Consider the following 18,939-nt stretch of genomic DNA (forward strand, 5'->3'; position numbering starts at 1 on the left):
CTTTGGGTGATTCGTTTAAGTGAGTTCAGGTTAATCGCCGCAACTTAATTCACCCTTAAAACGCAGCGAGCAGGCCGGACTCCCCAAGGGAGCGAGCCTGCTCGCGGTACTGACGCCCTGATTTGCAGATCAGAAGCCGTTGTTCTTCAACACCTGATCCACACTGGCGGCGGCCGGGCGTTTATAGAACTTCAACAGTTCGCTGGCGCGGTTGGTGAAGATGCCGTCGACGCCGGAGGCCATGACCTTCTCGAAGTCCACCGGCTCATCCACGGTGTAGACGTGCACCAGCATTCCCTTGTCGTGGGTGTACTGGTTCATCCATGGCTGCACCAGGTCCGAATAGCTCTGATCGCCGCCGTGGGTCAGCTTCGCCGAAGGGCCGGTGCCGATGGCGCCCTGGGCCTTGGCGTAATCGATCCACTGCTTGAATTCGGCCTCGGATTTCGGCTCTTGCTTGCCGTAGAACGCGTTTTTGTCCTTCTCGCCGGATTCGGCAAAGGTCACTTTGGATTTCGGCTCGATGCTGCCTTCGCCCACCCACAGCAGCAGGATTTTTGGCACCTGCGGCATTTCCTTCTGCAGCATTTCAAGGCTGCTCTTTTCGAAGGTTTGCAGGATCACCTTGCCTTTACCCTGGCCGACACCGAGAGCGCTTTTCGCCAGTTTCGAACCGGCCGGGCTGAGCCAGCCGCGATCCTGGAGTTTTTCCTTCAGGTCATGCTCGATCCCCGGGAACAGTTTCGGCTCCTTGGTTTCGATGTACAGACCCGGCTTGTGCTTCGGATTGGCCTGGGCGATGTCGATGATTTCGTCCAGGGTCAGAATCTTCAGACCAACGTAGGACGGACGCGCGCGATCCGGGTACTTGGCGTTGTACCAGCTGCCGGCGTCGAGGGTTTTCAGTTCGGCCATGGTGAAGGCATTGGCCGGGCTGTCCTTGCGCTCCGGAAACTTGGTGGCGACGTCGGTGGTGCGCTGCAGATTGTCATCGTGCAGGGCGAACAGCACGCCGTCCTTGCTGCGCTGCAAGTCCATTTCCAGGTAATCGGCGCCCAGGTCGCGGGCCAGTTTGTAGGAGGCGGCGGTGGATTCCGGGGCATCGAAGGACGCGCCACGGTGGGCGATCACCGCCGGACGCGGAATGCCCTCGGAGGCAGCGAGCGCAGCAGGGCTTGGCTGGGCGGCGGCATGAGCCTGGCCGAGGCCGAGCATCAGGCTCAGCAGCAGTGCGCTTTTGGTGAACGTGGCGGGCATGTCGAGGTCCTTTCGCAGGTATTTTCGAAGATGTACCTTTTAGCAACTCAAACGAAAACGTGCTATCGCGAGACCGACATAAACGTACTGAAAGCGAATATTTCCGCACTTTTGTGCGTTCGTTTGCAGTACGCTTGGCCACGGCAACCGCCCCGGCAGAGGGCGCGCCTCCCATTGCCCTGCGTGTAGACCATCGATCCTTTTCGTGAGGTTTACCATGCGCATCACATCGCAACTCATCTGCCAGGCCGCCGACGACCTCAAGGGCTTCGTCGGCCTCAACCGCAAGACCGGCCAGTACATCGTGCGCTTCAGTGAGGACTCGTTCGGCATGGACGTGGCCGATGACGGCATTATTCCCGCCAGCGAATTCGTCTGGGCACCGGCCACCGAACAGACCATGACGTTGAAGCGCGAGTTGATCCAGTTGCTGCTCGATCAGCACATCGACGACCGGATCAATATCTCCGAGCCGTTGCGCGTTTACATGAATAAACGCGAAGTGCCGGAAATTGAGGCGGTGCGCAGTCTGGTGAAGGGCTGAGGTTCTGCTGTGACTTTTCTGGCTTCATCGCGGGCAAGCCCGCTCCCACAGGTACGGCGTGATCTTGAGAACAGCGCACTACCCTGTGGGAGCGGGCTTGCCCGCGAAGAGGCCAGTGAGTACACCTTTTTACTCACCTCGCAAACCGATACTCCCGCTCCACCCGACACACCCGCGTATGAAACGCCGAATACCATTCCGCCCGCCCGCGCGCCTGAATCACCCGGTGCTCCGGATGCTCGCGCCAGGCCAGAATCGCCGCCTCACTCTCCCAGTACGAAACCGTAATCCCCACGCCGTCCGCGCCCCGGATCGAATCGATACCGAGAAAACCCGGTTGCTCGGCCACCAATTGCATCATGCGCTCGGAGGCCTCGGTGTAGCCGTTGTCACCCTCGGTGCGGGTCGAGGTGAAGATCACGGCGAAGCATTCAGTGTTCGGTTTCATCGAGGTTGCTCCGCGCAGGCTTCGACAAACGCCCGCACCAGCGGTGGCAATTGCCCCTTGAGTGCTGCGCGTTCCGGCTGGAACAGCGTCGCGACAAAGAACACATGGTTTTTCAGTTCGATGGCGCGCAGATCACCTGCCGAATCGTGACCCACGGCGTGCAGATCATGGATCAGCAACTCCCGTTCGAACTGCGGATTCACACCATAGCGGCAGCGATAGCCTTCGCGAATCTCCGACGTTTCGTACGCCTTGGCGATCAACGAACCGGGCACCAGATGGATGCTGTCCACCGCTTCCACCAGTGAACACGTCAGGGGCGAGAGCACCGCACGGCTCGAGTCAGGTGAAGTTTCGCCATGCTCGGCGTCGGCCCAGCCCAGTACGTTGCGGGAAAACTCCAGCACCGCATGCTGAAAACCGCCACAGGTGCCGAGGAAAGGGCGCTGCTGTTCGCGGGCAAAACGAATGGCTCGCAGTGCACCGACTTCGCTTTTGTAGGGGCTGGCCGGCACGCACCAGAAACCGTCAAAATTTTCCAGCGGCGTCCCGGGCAGGATTCGGTCGGTGGCCAACCATTCGAAATCGACCGGATGGCGAAGGTGCTCCGTCGCCAGACCAAGGGCGAGCGGGATGGCCCGGTGGGCGGTGACTTGCGGATCGTAATCACCGATCAGGGCGACGCGCAGGGCTCTGGGTTCCATGAGTACTCGCTGTGCTTGTTGAGGGATGGCGCTCACTATAGATTGGCGTTCACGCACTCAAAATTGGCGTTTGCCCAAGTGATCAATGCAGCCACGCAATACCGACTGGATTTCCCGGATCTGGCCCTGATCCTCGCTTTGGTGCGCGGCGGCTCTCTGGCCCGGGCCGCGCAGCTGCTGAAGGTCGATGTGTCGACGGTGTTTCGCGCCGTGCGCCGACTGGAAGCCGCACTGGGACAGCAACTGTTCGAAAAAAGCCGCGCCGGTTACCTGCCCACCAGCCTCGCGCAAACCCTGGCCGAGCAGGCCGAACGTGCTGAACAAGCGCTGGAAGCGGCGCGTATTGGTGTGGAGCAGGGCGGTGAAGTGGTCAGCGGCACGGTGCGCCTGACCTGCACCGACTCGGTGTTGCAAAGTCTGTTGCTGCCGGCGCTGGCGCAGTTCATGCCGAACTACCCGGCGCTGACCATCGAGCTGAGCACGTCCAACGATTTCGCCAACCTCAGCCGTCGTGATGCCGACATCGCCGTGCGCCTGACGCGTACACCGCCGGAGCATCTGGTCGGACGGGAGCTGGCGAAGATTTCCTACCGGGTTTGCGCCAGTCCGCGCTATCTACAAAAGGTTGAAGCGGCCGATCTGGCAGCGCTGACCTGGATCGCCCCGGACGACTTTCTGCCCGATCACCCGACCGTTGCCTGGCGCCGTCAGCAGTTGCCGGGTGTGACGCCAAGTTATCGCTGCAACAGCATGCTGTCTGTAACCGAACTGGTCCGCGCCGGACTGGGCGTGGCGGCGTTGCCGGACTTTCTCATCAACGAAGGGCTGCAAGCCCTGAGCGAACCCTTGCACGGTTATGACACCGCGCTGTGGTTGCTGACCCGCCCGGACTGCCGCGCATTGCGCTCGGTGGTCACGTTGTTTGATGAATTGGGGCGGGCGTTGCGTCTGGCCTGAAGAGGAATCATGACGAAGGGCGTTGTTCCTGTTGCAGGATGTGCTGATGAACTTCGCGTGTGAGGATTTCGATGCGCTCGGTCAGGTCCTTGGTCATCTCGGTCAGGTGTGTGTTCTGCTGCAGTAATTCGAGCAGTTGCGCAGTGTTCTTCGCCGCCTCCGCCTGGCGTTCGCTGTTGGCCACTGCCAGCGCCTCACGGTGCTGTGCGTCGGCCTCTGATTGCGCTTTGTCCCGTGCGGCCTGACGGGTCTGGGCCAGCAGAATCAGCGGGGCGGCATAGGCGGCCTGCAGACTGAACGCCAGATTCAACAGGATGAACGGGTAAGCGTCGAACCCGGTTACGCCGCTGACGTTGAGCCCCATCCAGAGCACCACAATCAGAGTCTGTGCGCCGAGAAAGGTCGGCGTGCCGAAGAATCGTGCAAACGCCTCGGCGCGCAAGGCGAACTTGTCGTTGCCGAACGTCGTGTTGAGATGGGCGTGCGGGCGGTGAAAGCGCAGGTGATCGGCGGCGGCAGGGGAAGGCGATTCGGGATGTTTGGTAGTCATGATGGGCTCGGTGACGCTTGGGACTGAAGACACTATAGTCCCGCGCCGTGGAGCTTGTGCTCAGCGCTGGCAACCGGCTCCCGAAAGAGATGCCAGCGCCGCGGGCTAGCCGATGGTGGCGGATTTCATCCTCGCGCCCGCTCATTGGCGAACATGCTTACGGCTTCCACCGCCTCGCTGGCGCCGTCACGAATCTGCAGGATTACCGTGCCGGCCTGATCCGCCAGTTCGACACCCTGCGCTGCGCGACCCCGGGTGCCGTCCATGCTCTTGATCGCCTGACGGGTTTCACTCTGGATCAGGCCGATCATATTGGAAATCTCTGCCGTCGAGCCGCTGGTGCGCGCCGCCAACTGCCGCACTTCATCGGCCACCACCGCAAAGCCGCGACCCTGCTCGCCCGCACGGGCGGCTTCGATGGCGGCGTTCAGGGCCAAAAGGTTGGTCTGGTCGGCAATTGCGCGGATGGTGTTGACGATGGCGGTGATCTGTTCGGAGCGCTCGCCCAGTTGCGCAATCAGTGTGGATGACTCGGCAATGTCGTCGGCGATTTCGCGCATTTCACTGGCCGCTTGCTGGATCACTTGCGTGCCTTGCTCGGCGACTTTTCGGGTGGCGACGGAGATGTGATAAGCGGCACTGGCGCTGCGTGCATCCTGCTCATGCTGCTCGACCCGGGCGGTTACGTCGGACGCGAATTTTACGACTTTGCACAAGCGGCCGGCGGCGTCGTAGACCGGGTTGTAGTTGGCTTCCAGCCACACGGTCTGGCCGCGTTTGTCGATGCGTTCGAACTGCCCCTGAAACAATTCGCCCTGGTTCAACCGGCGCCAGAAGTCCTGATAGTCGCTGCTGTTGACCAGATCCGCCGGGCAGAACAGCCGATGATGCTTGCCCTTCAGCTCGGCGAGTGTGTAACCCATGCGCGTCAGAAAATTCTGATTGGCAGTGAGGATATTGCCGTCGAGATCGAATTCGATCACCGCCATGGCGCGATCGATGGCCTGCAACTTGGCGTTGGCTTCACTTTCCTGCTGGACTTTGGTGGTGACGTCCATGGCGTATTTGACCACTTTCACTACCCGGCCCGAGGCATCCTTGATCGGGTTGTAGCTGGCCTCGAGCCAGATCGGTCGGCCTTGGCTGTCGATTCGTTCAAAGGTGCCGGACTGAAACTGGCCGCTTTTCAATCGCGACCACAACTCGGTGTATTGATGGCCATTGGCAAACGCTGGCGGGCAGAAGCGGCGATGGGGCTGGCCGATCGCCTGTTCAGCCGTGTAGCCCATGGTTTTCAGGAAATTGTCGTTGGCACTGAGCACGACACCGTCGAGATCGAATTCGATCACCGCCATGGAGCGGTTGATCGCTTCCAGCAGACTGGACTGTTCGGTAATGGTGTTTTGGAGATCGGCGAGGACGGTCTTGTGGCGATTGAAAAACATGCTGGAGGCACTCTGGAAATAGGGCTGATAGTGGGTTCCCTGTTTCCGCGTCAGTCAGCCAGACATGTCGATGGCTGGCAGCAGTGTGCCAGCATCCAGGCTGGCGGGTTCACTTATACAAAACTTTATAAACTTGTACAAGAAATCGATTTTTTTCAATTTTGTACAAGTTTTTTCAGGCGCCGGATCGGCTCAACGCTACGCTGATCGTGTTACGTCCCGCGTGCTTGGCGGTGTATAGCGCCTTGTCGGCATCGTCGAACCACTCAAGGGCGTCGGCGTATAAGGTCTGATAGCGGGCGAGGCCGATGCTCAGGCTGACGCGCAGTTCGGCCACGTCGGGGTGGCGATAACGATCCATTCCCTGACGCAATTGCTCCATGAGTGCTTCGGCCTTGTTCAGTGGCAGGTTGGGCAATATCACGCAGAATTCATCGCCGCCGTAACGCCCGGCCAGTTCGCTTTCGTCGAGCACGAATTTCAGCTCGCGACTCAATTGCCGCAGCACCGCATCGCCGACGATGTGCCCGTAACTGTCGTTGATCGACTTGAAATGATCGATGTCGATCAGCGCCAGAATGGCTTGGGAATTGTGTTGTCGGCACTGCTGGAACTTGAGATGCAGCAGGTCTTTCCAGGCGCCGTGGTTGAGCAGGCCGGTCAGGCTGTCGGTGCGGCTTCGGGCGCTCAGGGTGCGTTTGTGTTCGGCGAGTTTGATCGCCAACCGGTAACAGACCATGCCCAGCGCCAACGGATAAAGGGTCAGCATTGGCAGGCAGGCCCAAACCTGAATCGGCGTGGCCGTCAGGGTGAAATGGACGCCGAACACCGACCAGCCCAGCAGCACGCCGATCACCTGAGCGAGGGCGCCGAGCAGGAACAGGCGCTGGCCGCCGGCGGCCACGTTGTTCATGGTCATCATCGACAGAATGGTTACTGTGGTCAGCGGATTGAACTGGAAGCACGCGGTCCAGAAGCCGCCGCAAACCGAGTCATAAAGCAGGTTGCGGCGTTCGGCGCGATAGGGGAAAGCCGAGCGGGTCGACCATTGATAGGCCACGTGAGGCCAGAGAAAACCGTTGAACAGCAACAGCGCCCAGAGCCATCCCGGTATGTTCAACGGATACAGCGCGGCACCGACACTGAAAAAACCGATGCCCAACCCGATGGCCCGTGGCAAGTAAATGCGCTTGGCGAATGACAAGCCTTTGCCGCGTTGGTTTTCCATGATGTTCTGCGCCAGATTCATTCTGAAACACTTTGCAGTGTCATTCTTCAGACAGACCGTTCATCGGCCAAAGGCAGACATTGTCATTTATTCCAGCGGGAAAATTCAGTGTCCTTATGAGCCATTTACCGTGGCGCAGGTCCTTGTCTAGAGCTGATAACAGGCCAGAAACATATCGAGTGCAGAGTCGACCACGGCATTTTGCGTGGTGCTGTCGAGTGAGGGCTGGCCCATGGAGATCTGCGGCCAGAATGCAAACGCCTTCAACAACCCCTGCACCTGATGCGCGGCGAACTCCGGATCAACCGGTTTCAACCGACAGTCGGCCTGGGCGGCACGAATCCACACGGTCACGCTTTCCTCACGTTCGCCCATACGCGCCACCATGTTTTGCGCGCGCTCGGGGGAGTGGATCGCGGCGGCGATGGCGACCCGGGCCAGGTTCATGAAGTTGTCGTCTGCCATCGTCTGCAGTTTGGCCAGCAGCATCGTTCGCAATTGATCGCGCAATGGCTGGTCGGGCTGGTACGACACGGCTTGCTCGGTGCTGATCCGTGCCCACAACTGGTTGAGAATTTCGGCGAACAGCTCTTCCTTGCTGGGGAAATGGTTGTACACCGTGCGCTTCGACACCCCGGCAGTGGCCGCAATCTTGTCCATGCTGGTGACCTCGAAACCGTTGGTACGGAATTCGGTGATCGCGGCCTGGATGATGGCTTCGCGTTTACGGTCGGTGAGGCGCTGGGGGGCTGTCATAAATTCGATTCGGCAGGAAAAGAGTGAAATTACACTCGGCAGTTTACTTGTCACCAGGATTGATGCAACCTAGAAAGTACACCGGTCAGTGTAATGCTGCGTTAATCGGTGCAACCTAAAACCAGATGTCCGGCTGATGCGTGCGTGCCTTGGCCATTATCGTCCCACCGTGGGAATCCGTGAATTGCGCGGTGTTTCCGGAGTCATTCAGTCATGGCCAAATCCATTGCTTCTGCGGGCAGTCAAACTCCTGAACCTTCGCGTCAAGCCGAAGGCGTATTCCGCAACCATGCGCCGGTGCAGCGTGAAGGTGTGCGCAAGATGCTACGAATCATGTGGAACATGATCTTCCACAAACCGCGCAACAGCCGGCCGGCCGCGGCCATTCCGGTGCAGCCACTGACCCGCGCGGACCTGATCGCGGCGCCCAACCACAGCGTTTATCGCCTCGGTCACTCGACCCTGCTGCTCAAACTGCAAGACAAATTCTGGATCACCGACCCGGTGTTCGCCGAGCGTGCCTCGCCGGTGCAATGGGCCGGGCCGAAACGCTTTCACCAACCACCGATCAGCATCGACGAATTGCCGCCGATCGAAGCGGTGATCCTGTCGCACAACCACTACGACCACCTCGACTACGAAGCGGTGTTGAAACTGGCCGACAAGGTCAACGTCTTCCTGACCCCGCTGGGCGTCGGCGACACCCTGATCAAATGGGGCATCGATGCCGACAAGATCCACCAGTTCGACTGGTGGCAGGGCACCGAAGTCGCCGGCATCCGCTTCATCGCCACCCCGTCGCAGCATTTTTCCGGTCGCGGTCTGTTCGATGGCAACCAGACCCTGTGGGCTTCCTGGGTGATCATCCACGGCGACACACGGATTTTCTTCAGCGGTGACAGCGGCTACTTCGACGGCTTCAAACGCATCGGCGAACAGTACGGCCCGTTTGACCTGACCCTGATGGAAACCGGCGCCTACAACGTCGAATGGCCCCACGTGCACATGCAACCGGAAGAAACCCTGCAAGCCCACATCGACCTCAAGGGCCGCTGGTTATTCCCGATCCACAACGGCACGTTCGATCTGGCGATGCATGCCTGGCATGAACCGTTTGATCGCATTCTGGCGCTGGCCTGGGAGCGCAGTGTTTCCATTACCACCCCTCTAATGGGCGAGGCGTTCAACCTGGCACAACCGCAACGCGGGAATGCGTGGTGGTTGGAGGTTGAAGGGGAGAGTGAGGCGGTGGTTCAAGGGGCCTGACGAGTTTTTCGGGCTCGCTCCCCCTCGGAGCGAACCGCTCTTTCAGGCTTCTTTTACCGAAATCTGATTCAGGTACTTTGAAATTGTGGCGGATGGTATATCGCGGAATCGTCCTCGGAGCATGCCCTCTAGTTTCTCCAGCGATATCTCAAGTTTCTCCGCCGCTTCAATTCCGCTCATCTGCGCAGTTTCCATCAGTGCAGCCAACTTCATCACCGCTTCTGCCTTGGTCTGCATCTCGTATGCATCACCAACGCCTAGGTCTTGATAAACGTTACCTGTGCTTTCTTCCATTTCGATCAAGTCCTGAGTCTTCAGTCTGCCATCGCATAATTCCCACGTTCCACCGACTCGGCCGTGGTCCCTTTGATGCTTGTCGAACGCCCCGGCGCAAACCCCGGAAAGAACACCAGCCCCTGCGCCTCGAACCGATACGTCAACGCCAGCCGCGCCGCATCCGCAATGTCCTGCTGCGCTTCGAACCGCTGAATGTCGTCAACCGAAACCCCGGCTTCCCGCGACAGTTGTTCCACGCTCCAGCCCAATATCTCTCGGGCCTGGGCGCAATGGGTCGGGGTGAACTGGAAAAGGGCAATACGTTCGAGGATGAGGTTCATCGCAGAAGAGGCCATGGTGTGCTCCGGGCTCGAGAGTGCTGATGGAAAATGTACTGTGTTTTTGTACAGTTGTTTTCGGCCGGGATCAAACGCATTTTTTGATTTGCCCTAGTTCGCCGCCTCCAACCAGACGGACGGTGCCTGACCGAGGATCCGGCGGAACATCGTCGAGAACGCCGCCGGGCTGTCATAGCCGAAATCCAGGGCAATTCGCGTCACCGCTTCACCGGCCGCCAGCCGTGCCAGTGCCAATACCACGCAGGCGCGCTGGCGCCATTGGCTGAAACTCAGGCCGGTCTGCTGACGAAACAGTCTGTTGAAGGTGCGTAAGCTTACGTGCAGCTGATCGGCCCAATGCTGGGGTGATTGGTGGGCATTCGGCTGATGCAGAAAGGTCTGACACAGTTCGAGCAGTCTTCCGTCAGGCGGCAGCGGGATATGCAGCGGCAACGGCGCACTGCGTAGCAATTCATGCAGCAACAAATCGATCAGCGAACCGTCGCGCCCGCTCAGGTCATACGTCTGGCTGTACTCCCTGATCAAACCCCGGCGCCGTCAAACTGCAACTGCCCCAGGGCTAACCATCACGCCAAACCCGGCGCTTCACGAATGATGAAGTGATCCAGGTTCTCGATATTGGCATTGAAGACCTCGAAAGGCTTTTCGGGGTTCTTCTTGCCCGGCACCTGCTTCAACTCCGGCGTCACGCCATAGAAGAAGCAGAACAACTCCTTATCACTGTCGATCGCGTGCTTGATCTCTTCCAGAAACGCCTTGCGCTTGCGGTAGTTGTCGATCAGCTTTTTGTTCAGATAGACACTGACCGGATAAGGTTTCTTCTTGCTGTCATCCGGCTTCTTGAACCAGACTTTGTCCTCGAAATCGATCCGGAAACTGGCGCTGTGAAAGTCCTCGATCTTCTTGATCCGGCCCCAGTAAATCAGCCCCTTGTTGTCCATCAAGTACTCGATCTTCTTGAAGAACGAACTGTACGGCGCCGTATGCTCGCCAATCTTCAACGGCATGCGCTTGAGCAAATCCTTGTCCGCGAAGTTCGACACAAAACACTCCACGGGGTGAGCGAAGACACTGGTCTTGTCCGGTGCCGTCTCACGACTCGGCGACTCTTTTGAGGGGGAAGTCGCCACCCGCACCGGATCATCCCGCAACACATCCGCCGCCCCCGCTGGCGCGGCAGGCTTGCGCACATACTCACGACGCGTCAGCAACAACTCCGACGGGAAATGTTCCTCACGCCCGTCATCCGTTTCCCCATCCGCCGCCTCACCCCCCGACGCCGAAGTCTTCAAACTCACATACGGACAACCCGCCACATGCTGCGTACCGGGCAGATTCTTGAAGTGCGGCGTACGCACGTAATTCACGTTCTTGGCGTTGAACGTACCCAACTCGTTGGACGCATCGAACGCCGCACGACAGGCGTCGTTGGGGCACTGGAAGTGTTCTTTCGCAGAATCGAACGCCACCGTCTCATCGAAATTGAGATCGCGAACGTCATAGATCGACAACTTGTCGTCGAGGCTGAGGCAGTAGGCGAGGTCGAATTTCATGGTGGGGCTCGGGTCCTTGAGTGGGGGAGGGGTATTAATAGCGGGTGGTGGGGTGGGTTGCACTGATTGTTTTCAGAATGATGCAGAACCAGTCTGCTGACGATTGTCCTTCTAAGAACTCCGGGCCATAAAAAACCGCTGCTTGAAAACTCAAGCAGCGGTTTTTTGATGTCAGTAACTACGCAGCATTCGTGAAGCTTTACGCCACCAGGATTCCTGCCGATTGAACGGATCCTCCGCCAGCAAACACGGCATATCCCGCAACCGAATCCACGGCTCATCCTGCCAGTGCAGCGTGCTCAACGACATCTTGGGCCAACTCAAAACACTCAGTATCGGACGCTCAACCGAGCGCGTCGGACGGGCATCTCGCAGCGCAGGCACAACCTGATGCGTCACCCATTCACGAAGCTGCCGATATTCGGGACAGTAGTGATAGATCAGCAGTGCATACACGCCTGACTCGCTCACCATCAGATGTTCTCCGGGCTCGCCGTAGATCTCCACGTACATCATCTGCCGCTGATCGGCATCGAGTTTGCGTAGCTGTCGCTCATCCAGATATTTGCCCATCAACCGCCCCAGTTCATGGACGCAGAACCATGCCTGGTTCTCCACCAGAAGAGCATGCAGGTGGGTTTTGTTGCGGGTAAAACGAGTCGGAAGAAATGGTTCAGACATGGCGCGCCTCCCGAGTCGGGAGCACGGGATTCAAACGGCGGGTACAGCGATTCGCCTTCATCATGAAGGCTGAGTAGTCAGGCATTTCCATTTACCTCTGGCTGCTTTCTTAGGGCATTCGTTAAGGGTGTCGGGAGCTAAGAAACCCACCAGAGACGGGCCGGACATATTCCCCTTTCGGGTCTTGTATTCGCCCACTCCCGACATAACGGGACTTTTCGCAGGCGTAGAGAAACCGCAGACGAAAAAAAGCCGCATGACTGTCGGGTGCGGAGGGCCGCTCTGGTACAGACGTTTCTTAGGCGTCGCCCGTAAGTATATTCATGATGTGCGTTAGGTCAAGATTAAAGTTTAGTCAAGAAGTGTATCTAAGTTTGAATTTTTGTGCGCTTTTTTACAAGTTGCTTTAATTCGTTTAAGGATAGAGGTGGATCTTTTCGGTGAATCATCGAATGGCAATTGCTGCATAAGGGTACTAAGTCTACAACGGGATTGATGATGTAATCTTTCCCGAGTTTTGAAACTGGAGTCAAATGATGAACTTGAATGTAACCCTCGCCAATTTCTCCGTAGAAAGTGGAAAAATCGAACTCACATGCTTGGCATGCTGTACCGTAGTAAGAAATGCATGCAGCTCTATTTGAAGGGTTTCTTTCGTATTTGTTAACCTCAATGCGCGTTATTGAACCTTCTGGATATCCTTTATTTATTAAGTGGTCAGAGCTTTCCGCGTCCTCTAATGTTAGTAATGATAAGGTTAAAGATAGGCAGCAAGTAGTGACATTTAAAGCGTGAGCGAGTATGGAGTCTGTATTCGTTTCAGAGGTAGAGAGCCTTTGGCATACATCGATATCAAGCTTTTGCCATGATTTATTGTTTTCAGCTAATGATTCGGTAAAATTGCCGTCTGTTGCTACGTATATTTGAAGGTTTTCCTGAGTGGTACGAATTCGATCAAATTGAATTTTTGATTCGCTGTCAGCCTCCGACATTCTCCGGAGCATAGCTCCAGAGAAATTGTCTGCGGAAAAGCACGCTTCGATTTGTCGGTGTGTTCTTGAAACAATAATGCAGAAGCTATTTCCATCATCTAAGTCGGAAGGTCTTATGACATCAAATTGACCGCCATCGATAGTCTTTTCTCCAGTTGTAAGGCGTATGCCAAACCTACCTTCAAGACGGCGGCATAATACTTTGATGTCGAGTGCTGCCATTAAGCAATATCTCCATCTACTGCGTCAGGTAAGTCTGCTACAAGCTTTTTGAGATTTCTGGATACTTCGATTCGAAACTCTTCGAATGCGTCTTTGTTTGCGTTATTTACATTGTTAAGTTCTGCTTGGGCGAGAGCCCATAATAGATAGTCTAATGCCTGTATTACTGGACTGTTCTCTTTATTCGGTAGATAGGCCTTAGAGTAAAAAGGATGTCCAGTGTTAAGCGACACTGCTGCAGCAGACCCCCTGCCAATACTAGGTTCCCACAATGCACCATGCTCTAGAGTAGGTGCAGTAGTAATGTGTATCGAACCAGTATCCGTAGAGTCGACGATTTTCATCGTCGCGGTTGTCGTGCCGGACTTGTTATTGACAGTTACCTCGCCGGTGCCAGCATCAACGATGTTAACTTCTGCCTTTGTGAGTCCTGCTGATTTTTGGTTTATCACATTGCTTGAGGAAGCATGGAGGAGTGCAGCGGTGCCCGTTGCAGTGCTTGCTACACCTCGGCGATAACGTATTTCCGCTTCTCTTCGAGGAGCTGCAAGGATTTTATCACGGAGCCATTCATAAAGATCTGAATTTAGATTTATACGAGACTTTTTTATATCAACTTGAAATGCGGTATCTAACGTATGGTCGAATGATAACTCAACTCGCATTAGAGAATAATGCGGTTCCTGTTTGAACATTCCCATCCAATCAGGACCATGGATTAGTCGGTTTTCTCTGTAAACGTAAACGCCTTGTCTTTCATTGGAAACCCGCGCAGCAACTTTTGCTTCCTCACTACTGAATTCTTCTTTTCGGGGTAAGATAAAGGCTTTAATAATAAAGTTTGTTTTCGTTCCGTCAGGAAGAACTAGATCTTGAGTAACAAAAGCAACGGGTTCTTTAGTTTCAGCAATGCAGAATGGATCCCAAGCCTCTACCACTTCATCATTTACTCGAATGTTTACTGTTCGCTCACGATCATCGTTGGGATCAAGAAAGCGTTGGTAAACAAGGGCTATATGTTCCTGCAAATTTTTTACTAAGCGTAGTACTGCCTTTTTTAGAGGGGGGGCAGTGGGGTCTTTATAGCCATTGAGTATTCGGTCTACGCTTTCCCAGATTACCACTGTGCCGTGATTGTTTTTTGCGGTTATATTCAGTAATTCGAGCTCACTATCGGATGGTGATGTTATTTCCAAATCCCAGCTATTCCGGGCCGCCATCACATCTAAGTCCCAGGTTGCCCGAAGAGGATCTACATCGGCTGTAAACTTTGAGACCACGGATAAACGTCTGCAGAATGCAGTTGATGCGGTTTTAAGTCCTAGCCCAAATTTCCCCAAACTTTTAGCACTTGGACGTTTGGGGGAACCATATTTCATAGCGTCCATTAAAGCAGGCCTATCCATGCCGTTACCATCGTCACCTACGGAAATAATTATATTTCCGGTAAAGTCAACTACGATTCGCACATCGACGAGATTGGCTTCCGCTGCAATGGAGTTGTCGATGATGTCAGCAATAGCAGTGTTAAAATCGTACCCTGTATCTCTTAATCCTTCACTGATACGAGCTACATCGGGTGCTACAGTAAAAAGATTGTCATTCATGATGATGTCCATTTATCACTTGCAGTTGATGATTGTCCAGCCGCTGGTAAGTATCAGCGTGTCGCATGTTGCGTTGTCATTATTTGAAGTGCGGGATCGGATAATTTTTATTTTGTAAGAGAGATCATCATTTTTTGAGAAGGAAATTATGTCACCTACGTTTGCGTTCGTAGAGCGTAGGTAGTTGGTCATGCCTGTTAATCTATATTCGTTTCGAGTGCCGCCAAAAAGTTTGTTGTTGTAGTGTATGTAGCAGAACTCCCACCTAGTGTTGTCTTGTTCTTCAAACATTACAATCGTTTGACGCGGGTTTTTGGTTCCCCTTTCAAGAGTTGGGAAAAAAGTTAGGATTTCACTTTTTTTGGGAACCAGGATGCCGGCTTGATGCGTTCCTGTTTTTCCCGCATCGTTTGGGCTTAGCTTCTTTCTTGCTTCTCTAGTCATAATTTAATTCTTAGAGTTTATTGGGGAAATATTTAAGGCGTCAGCGATTACAATCGGTTCTATTTCTCCTTGATGGCCCGTCACAGCTTGTCCAGCAAGGGTTTGTTTCGATAGTGAGGTATTTCTGATAACTTCTTCAACAGTGTCTGCATAATAAAGATGATGTATTGTGACTGGTTTTTTTTGCTTTCGTCGATAGGCCCTAGCTGAAGCCTGAGCTGTTAGTGCTGGATTCCATTCTGGATTGAAATGTATGACGTGATTAGCCGCAGTAATATTTAATCCAGAACCAGCCGCTTTTGGGTTAAGAAACAGTGCACCAGTTCCCTCAAAATTAAAAAACTCATCGACGATTAGCTGTCTTTCCATGACAAGAGTCCTACCGTCAATTTTTCTAAAAAAATTAGTTGGAAAGTTTTTTGGTAGATTTTCAATAAACAAATCGGCTACTGATTGATAAGTTGAAAATATCAGTGCTTTTTCATTTCTCGAAAAAATCTCTGACAGGATTTCAATGAGTCTAATATATTTTGGGGTTTCTTGAATTGGTTCAACTAACCAATCTGGATGCATTGATGGATTTGCGCAAAACATTCTAAGCTTCGATGTTGCTACCAGCCCTGCAGCAGCTCCATACTCAGCTAAGATCTCAGTTCTTATAACTTCGTATTTATTTGCCAAGAGAGTGCTCATTGGCAGCGCTTGGGGGATATCGATTTTGTTAGGTAAATCATCGGCGACTTCAGAAACCATTCGCCGCAATATTAAAGGCGCAATGATGGGAGCAATGTTTTCTGCGCCGTAAGCAGAGTCAGAAAAGCGAATGTTGAACTGATCTAGATCACCTAATAAGCCCGGTAAAACAAAATCGCAGATTGACCACAAATCTTCTAGTTTGTTTTCGAAGGGAGTGCCAGTAACTGCAATAGGGACGCGGCAGGGCAGGCGCTTGATAGCTAAGGTTCGTTGCGCATGAGGGTTCTTTATATTTTGCGCTTCGTCCAGGGTGATGATATTCCAGTTTATTGATGCGAGTAGAATTTCATCTTTTATTGCAGTTTCGTAGGAGGTAATCGTGATGTCACATAACCCTAGCTTTTTTGTTATTCCTGCACGATCCGATCCAATGTGCTTTTGTATTTCAAGATTCGGAGCAAATTGAGTGATTTCTCTTGCCCAATTCTCTATTAGTGTTGCAGGAGCAATAATTAGTGATGGACCTCGCAAGGAGTTTTTTTCTTGCTGCAATAGGGCAATGATTTGTAAGGTTTTCCCCAGCCCCATTTCATCAGCTAGTACACACCCAACACCCTGCTGTGAGTTTTTCTGAAGGTGCAGAACTCCGATGGCTTGATATTCATACAGTTTGGCATTTAAGCCGTCTATTGCAATTGCATGGGCGCCATCATAGGTCGGTGTGAAATCCTTTTCTGAAACTGTATCAATTACCTTGAAAGGTTGATCTTCAGAGATGCGTATATCTATAAGTGAAGCAATATTTAGCCCTGAGTTTATATTTATATTCTTTGAACTTAGCCAGGCTAGCGCGGTGTGGAACTGGCTTTTATGAATTGGATGCCATGTGGAATTTATGATCGCTTGATCAGAGTCTGTCGAAATCGCAATAAACTCGGATGTGGAGCTCACACCAAGCTCAGACTTTATAATGTTTGATTCAGAACTAATGCAAAGTGTCACTTCTGCTGGTATTTTTGAAAAGGTGACATCCGGCAGATGAAGTTTCGGGTTTTCTACTTCGTAACTTTTGTAGTGAGTGATGCCTTGGAACACAATCTGGAAAATTTCCAGCGCGGTAGGTTCTACAGTTTCACCGCATGGAAGGCGAAGGGCTATTTGATTCTCTTGCCGTATCCATTGTGTTTTCTTCATCCTGAAGACCTTCATTTTTTGGAGTGTTGGAAACTTTTTCAGTAGTAAAGCTTGCTCGCGAAATTTCGAGATTGGATGAACCTCCCCTTATCCATCGACTCAGCTCCACAATTACGTTGCTTACGGTGGTGCCATTACCTCTGATGGCACACTCCCATACTTTACAAACTCTCCAACCAATGTCTAGCAGTTTTTTTTCTGTGAGGTGGTCGTTTTCTCTATTTCGACCTATTTTTTTTTGCCAGAATTCTGGACGCGTTTTGGGCCACTTGAATAATGGACAGTTGTGACCATGCCAGAAACAACCATGGACGAATATGACTACATTGTACTTTGGTAAAACTAGATCAGGTTTTCCAGGCAGTTTTTTTTCATGAAGCTTATATCTGAACCCAAGTTTATGAAGGGACCTGCGAATTGTTAGCTCCGGTTTTGTATTCTTGGCTCTAATGCCGGACATCATCCGGCTTCGAGTTGAGGGGGAAACGATATCCATAGTTAAGCGTGCAAAAGGTCCGATTTTTTTTCTACGGTTTGAGTATGACCTTCTAGATAGGGGAGCATAATTCTAGCTACCTCTTTAATTACAGGCATCACTACACTATTACCAAATTGGCGATATGCTTGTGTATCACTTACTGGAATTCTGAAAGTATCTGGAAATCCCATAAGTCTCGCGCACTCCCGGGGAGTTAATCTCCTTGGGTTTTTAAGAGTGCCTTGGTATACCAATATTTCCGAGCCGTCCTTATGATATCTAGCCGACAACGTCCTGGTGATGCTGTCAGGGTATGCTAGGCCGAAACCAAAGCCATTTCCTGCGGCGCTATGCTTCAACTTATATGCTTGTAAGTAATTCCACAATTTTGGGGTCAGAGTATACTTTTCCTGCACTGCCCAACGACTATGGTCAAAGTATTTGTCGCCGTCCCAAGGCAGCATTGGTTCGCTACCATCATCTTTATGTAAAATGCTCGAAAGACGGTAAGGGGTTGGAGGAAGACATAATTCATCCCAAGTGAAATTTGTACTTTCCCTAAATCCAATAATTATAATTCGCTCGCGATGCTGAGGTGTAAAGTGCTGTCCGTCTATTACTTTGTAATGGACTTCGTAACCAAGCTCGTCTTTGAGCGTTCTTATAATTTCCCTAAAAGTATTTCCTTTGTCATGTGATACTAAATTTTTGACGTTTTCTAAAAGAAATGCTTTCGGCCTTTTTGCTTCGATAATTCGCGCCACATCAAAAAAAAGAGTCCCTTGGGTTGTACATTCAAACCCGTGCGGGCGTCCCAGCGAATTTTTTTTACTGACACCTGCAAGGGAAAAAGGTTGGCATGGGAAGCCACCTAAAAGAATGTCATGGTCGGGAATATCGTTGCTGGGGAATGGAGTTATGTCGCCAACAAATAGATGGTTGTTGCCATAATTTTCAATGTATGTTTTTTTTGAGTACGTATTCCACTCGCTCGTAAATACGCATTCACCACCATGTGCCTCAAAGCCCATCCGAATTCCACCGATTCCGGCGAAAAGGTCAATAAACTTAAATTTCGGTTGAGAACTCATGACTTCCTTGGTTTCAGGGTGCGTTAGTAGTGATTTCAGCGCTGGTTCAAGCATGACGGGGCATGGAGACTCTCCCTTTTCCCATCTGCGGATAGTCTTTGCATCCTTGCCAACGTGTTCGGCGATCTCACGTTGGGTGTATCGACTTCTTGCTTGTTTTAGAAGTTCGAGTGATTGAGCGGACGGCATAC

Annotated in this window: 20 protein-coding genes and 2 pseudogenes; 3 read left to right on the plus strand and 19 right to left on the minus strand. The window is 53.0% G+C overall.

What is annotated here, in order from left to right; genetic code table 11:
- Positions 1-129: 129 nt before the first annotated feature.
- On the minus strand, positions 130-1,257 hold the full coding sequence (locus MKZ87_RS19490) for a glycerophosphodiester phosphodiesterase (protein ID WP_234205850.1): 1,128 nt from the start codon (positions 1,255-1,257) through the stop codon (positions 130-132).
- Positions 1,258-1,474: 217 nt separating this feature from the next.
- On the opposite strand from MKZ87_RS19490, the gene MKZ87_RS19495 reads away from it, so the two are divergent.
- Positions 1,475-1,801, plus strand: a complete 327-nt coding sequence (locus MKZ87_RS19495; protein WP_266201715.1) for a DUF2025 family protein — start codon at positions 1,475-1,477, stop codon at positions 1,799-1,801.
- 133 nt (positions 1,802-1,934) lie between these two features.
- Here the strand turns inward: MKZ87_RS19495 and MKZ87_RS19500 are convergent, their stop codons facing one another.
- Positions 1,935-2,249, minus strand: a complete 315-nt coding sequence (locus MKZ87_RS19500) for an antibiotic biosynthesis monooxygenase family protein (protein ID WP_085697100.1) — start codon at positions 2,247-2,249, stop codon at positions 1,935-1,937.
- Complete coding sequence (locus MKZ87_RS19505) at positions 2,246-2,953, minus strand: CTP synthase (protein WP_266201716.1); 708 nt, start codon at positions 2,951-2,953, stop codon at positions 2,246-2,248. Before MKZ87_RS19505 ends, MKZ87_RS19500 begins: the two co-directional genes overlap by 4 nt.
- 15 nt (positions 2,954-2,968) lie before the next feature.
- On the opposite strand from MKZ87_RS19505, the gene MKZ87_RS19510 reads away from it, so the two are divergent.
- Entirely contained in the window at positions 2,969-3,910 is a 942-nt protein-coding gene (locus tag MKZ87_RS19510) for a LysR family transcriptional regulator (RefSeq protein ID WP_085701602.1), read from the plus strand.
- 7 nt (positions 3,911-3,917) lie between these two features.
- On the opposite strand, the gene MKZ87_RS19515 is transcribed toward MKZ87_RS19510, so the two are convergent.
- From MKZ87_RS19515 to MKZ87_RS19530, 5 genes and pseudogenes are all read right to left on the minus strand, one after another.
- Positions 3,918-4,460: a DUF1003 domain-containing protein gene (locus tag MKZ87_RS19515; protein ID WP_227233269.1), complete on the minus strand. Its 543-nt coding sequence runs from the start codon at positions 4,458-4,460 to the stop codon at positions 3,918-3,920.
- Positions 4,461-4,585: 125 nt separating this feature from the next.
- A complete protein-coding gene (locus MKZ87_RS29115; protein ID WP_416383554.1) occupies positions 4,586-5,044 on the minus strand; it encodes a methyl-accepting chemotaxis protein in 459 nt (152 codons plus the stop codon).
- A gap of 87 nt (positions 5,045-5,131) precedes the next feature.
- Positions 5,132-5,905 (minus strand): annotated as a pseudogene (locus MKZ87_RS29120) (PAS domain-containing protein); the annotation flags it as partial.
- 175 nt (positions 5,906-6,080) lie between these two features.
- Complete coding sequence (locus MKZ87_RS19525; RefSeq protein WP_085697234.1) at positions 6,081-7,133, minus strand: diguanylate cyclase; 1,053 nt, start codon at positions 7,131-7,133, stop codon at positions 6,081-6,083.
- Between the two features lie 147 nt (positions 7,134-7,280).
- Positions 7,281-7,889, minus strand: a complete 609-nt coding sequence (locus tag MKZ87_RS19530; RefSeq protein ID WP_266201717.1) for a TetR/AcrR family transcriptional regulator — start codon at positions 7,887-7,889, stop codon at positions 7,281-7,283.
- Positions 7,890-8,102: 213 nt separating this feature from the next.
- Between MKZ87_RS19530 and MKZ87_RS19535 the strand changes: the two genes are divergently transcribed.
- Positions 8,103-9,155: an MBL fold metallo-hydrolase gene (locus tag MKZ87_RS19535; protein ID WP_266201718.1), complete on the plus strand. Its 1,053-nt coding sequence runs from the start codon at positions 8,103-8,105 to the stop codon at positions 9,153-9,155.
- A gap of 42 nt (positions 9,156-9,197) precedes the next feature.
- Here MKZ87_RS19535 and MKZ87_RS19540 read toward each other — a convergent pair whose 3' ends face one another.
- The 11 genes and pseudogenes from MKZ87_RS19540 to dcm form a co-directional block, all read right to left on the minus strand.
- Positions 9,198-9,449, minus strand: a complete 252-nt coding sequence (locus tag MKZ87_RS19540; protein ID WP_227233267.1) for an XRE family transcriptional regulator — start codon at positions 9,447-9,449, stop codon at positions 9,198-9,200.
- Positions 9,450-9,469: 20 nt separating this feature from the next.
- Positions 9,470-9,787, minus strand: a complete 318-nt coding sequence (locus MKZ87_RS19545; protein ID WP_234205838.1) for a helix-turn-helix domain-containing protein — start codon at positions 9,785-9,787, stop codon at positions 9,470-9,472.
- Positions 9,788-9,880: 93 nt separating this feature from the next.
- A pseudogene (locus MKZ87_RS19550) lies at positions 9,881-10,291 on the minus strand (helix-turn-helix domain-containing protein); the annotation flags it as partial.
- A 65-nt stretch (positions 10,292-10,356) separates the two neighbouring features.
- Complete coding sequence (locus MKZ87_RS19555) at positions 10,357-11,343, minus strand: hypothetical protein (protein WP_234205836.1); 987 nt, start codon at positions 11,341-11,343, stop codon at positions 10,357-10,359.
- A gap of 171 nt (positions 11,344-11,514) precedes the next feature.
- Positions 11,515-12,024 (minus strand): Bro-N domain-containing protein, encoded by a 510-nt coding sequence (locus MKZ87_RS19560; RefSeq protein ID WP_234205833.1) that lies wholly within the window; start codon positions 12,022-12,024, stop codon positions 11,515-11,517.
- A 368-nt stretch (positions 12,025-12,392) separates the two neighbouring features.
- A complete protein-coding gene (locus tag MKZ87_RS19565; protein WP_234205831.1) occupies positions 12,393-13,238 on the minus strand; it encodes an HNH endonuclease in 846 nt (281 codons plus the stop codon).
- Positions 13,238-14,845: an ATP-binding protein gene (locus MKZ87_RS19570; protein WP_234205829.1), complete on the minus strand. Its 1,608-nt coding sequence runs from the start codon at positions 14,843-14,845 to the stop codon at positions 13,238-13,240. Before MKZ87_RS19570 ends, MKZ87_RS19565 begins: the two co-directional genes overlap by 1 nt.
- 15 nt (positions 14,846-14,860) lie before the next feature.
- Complete coding sequence (locus MKZ87_RS19575; protein WP_234205827.1) at positions 14,861-15,289, minus strand: EcoRII N-terminal effector-binding domain-containing protein; 429 nt, start codon at positions 15,287-15,289, stop codon at positions 14,861-14,863.
- A 3-nt stretch (positions 15,290-15,292) separates the two neighbouring features.
- Complete coding sequence (locus MKZ87_RS19580; RefSeq protein ID WP_234205825.1) at positions 15,293-17,179, minus strand: DEAD/DEAH box helicase; 1,887 nt, start codon at positions 17,177-17,179, stop codon at positions 15,293-15,295.
- The gene (locus MKZ87_RS19585; protein ID WP_266201720.1) at positions 17,118-17,675 is read right to left on the minus strand and encodes a very short patch repair endonuclease; all 558 of its coding nucleotides are present in this window, start codon (positions 17,673-17,675) and stop codon (positions 17,118-17,120) included. Before MKZ87_RS19585 ends, MKZ87_RS19580 begins: the two co-directional genes overlap by 62 nt.
- A 2-nt stretch (positions 17,676-17,677) precedes the next feature.
- Complete coding sequence (gene dcm, locus MKZ87_RS19590; RefSeq protein WP_323873474.1) at positions 17,678-18,937, minus strand: DNA (cytosine-5-)-methyltransferase; 1,260 nt, start codon at positions 18,935-18,937, stop codon at positions 17,678-17,680.
- Positions 18,938-18,939: the final 2 nt, after the last annotated feature.

This window comes from Pseudomonas sp. MCal1 (assembly GCF_026341415.1).
GTDB lineage: Bacteria > Pseudomonadota > Gammaproteobacteria > Pseudomonadales > Pseudomonadaceae > Aquipseudomonas.

What these genes read in the sequence shown, in the direction of transcription:
- MKZ87_RS19580 (WP_234205825.1), bottom strand. Translation starts at nt 17,179, where the DNA reads ATGAAGAAAACACAATGGATACGGCAAGAGAATCAAATAGCCCTTCGC.
- MKZ87_RS19560 (WP_234205833.1), bottom strand. Translation starts at nt 12,024, where the DNA reads ATGTCTGAACCATTTCTTCCGACTCGTTTTACCCGCAACAAAACCCAC.
- MKZ87_RS19545 (WP_234205838.1), bottom strand. Translation starts at nt 9,787, where the DNA reads ATGGCCTCTTCTGCGATGAACCTCATCCTCGAACGTATTGCCCTTTTC.
- MKZ87_RS19540 (WP_227233267.1), bottom strand. Translation starts at nt 9,449, where the DNA reads ATGGAAGAAAGCACAGGTAACGTTTATCAAGACCTAGGCGTTGGTGAT.
- MKZ87_RS19530 (WP_266201717.1), bottom strand. Translation starts at nt 7,889, where the DNA reads ATGACAGCCCCCCAGCGCCTCACCGACCGTAAACGCGAAGCCATCATC.
- MKZ87_RS19525 (WP_085697234.1), bottom strand. Translation starts at nt 7,133, where the DNA reads ATGGAAAACCAACGCGGCAAAGGCTTGTCATTCGCCAAGCGCATTTAC.
- MKZ87_RS19515 (WP_227233269.1), bottom strand. Translation starts at nt 4,460, where the DNA reads ATGACTACCAAACATCCCGAATCGCCTTCCCCTGCCGCCGCCGATCAC.
- MKZ87_RS19575 (WP_234205827.1), bottom strand. Translation starts at nt 15,289, where the DNA reads ATGACTAGAGAAGCAAGAAAGAAGCTAAGCCCAAACGATGCGGGAAAA.
- MKZ87_RS19555 (WP_234205836.1), bottom strand. Translation starts at nt 11,343, where the DNA reads ATGAAATTCGACCTCGCCTACTGCCTCAGCCTCGACGACAAGTTGTCG.
- MKZ87_RS19495 (WP_266201715.1), top strand. Translation starts at nt 1,475, where the DNA reads ATGCGCATCACATCGCAACTCATCTGCCAGGCCGCCGACGACCTCAAG.
- MKZ87_RS19585 (WP_266201720.1), bottom strand. Translation starts at nt 17,675, where the DNA reads ATGGATATCGTTTCCCCCTCAACTCGAAGCCGGATGATGTCCGGCATT.
- MKZ87_RS19535 (WP_266201718.1), top strand. Translation starts at nt 8,103, where the DNA reads ATGGCCAAATCCATTGCTTCTGCGGGCAGTCAAACTCCTGAACCTTCG.
- MKZ87_RS19500 (WP_085697100.1), bottom strand. Translation starts at nt 2,249, where the DNA reads ATGAAACCGAACACTGAATGCTTCGCCGTGATCTTCACCTCGACCCGC.
- MKZ87_RS19505 (WP_266201716.1), bottom strand. Translation starts at nt 2,953, where the DNA reads ATGGAACCCAGAGCCCTGCGCGTCGCCCTGATCGGTGATTACGATCCG.
- dcm (WP_323873474.1), bottom strand. Translation starts at nt 18,937, where the DNA reads ATGCCGTCCGCTCAATCACTCGAACTTCTAAAACAAGCAAGAAGTCGA.
- MKZ87_RS19490 (WP_234205850.1), bottom strand. Translation starts at nt 1,257, where the DNA reads ATGCCCGCCACGTTCACCAAAAGCGCACTGCTGCTGAGCCTGATGCTC.
- MKZ87_RS19570 (WP_234205829.1), bottom strand. Translation starts at nt 14,845, where the DNA reads ATGAATGACAATCTTTTTACTGTAGCACCCGATGTAGCTCGTATCAGT.
- MKZ87_RS19565 (WP_234205831.1), bottom strand. Translation starts at nt 13,238, where the DNA reads ATGGCAGCACTCGACATCAAAGTATTATGCCGCCGTCTTGAAGGTAGG.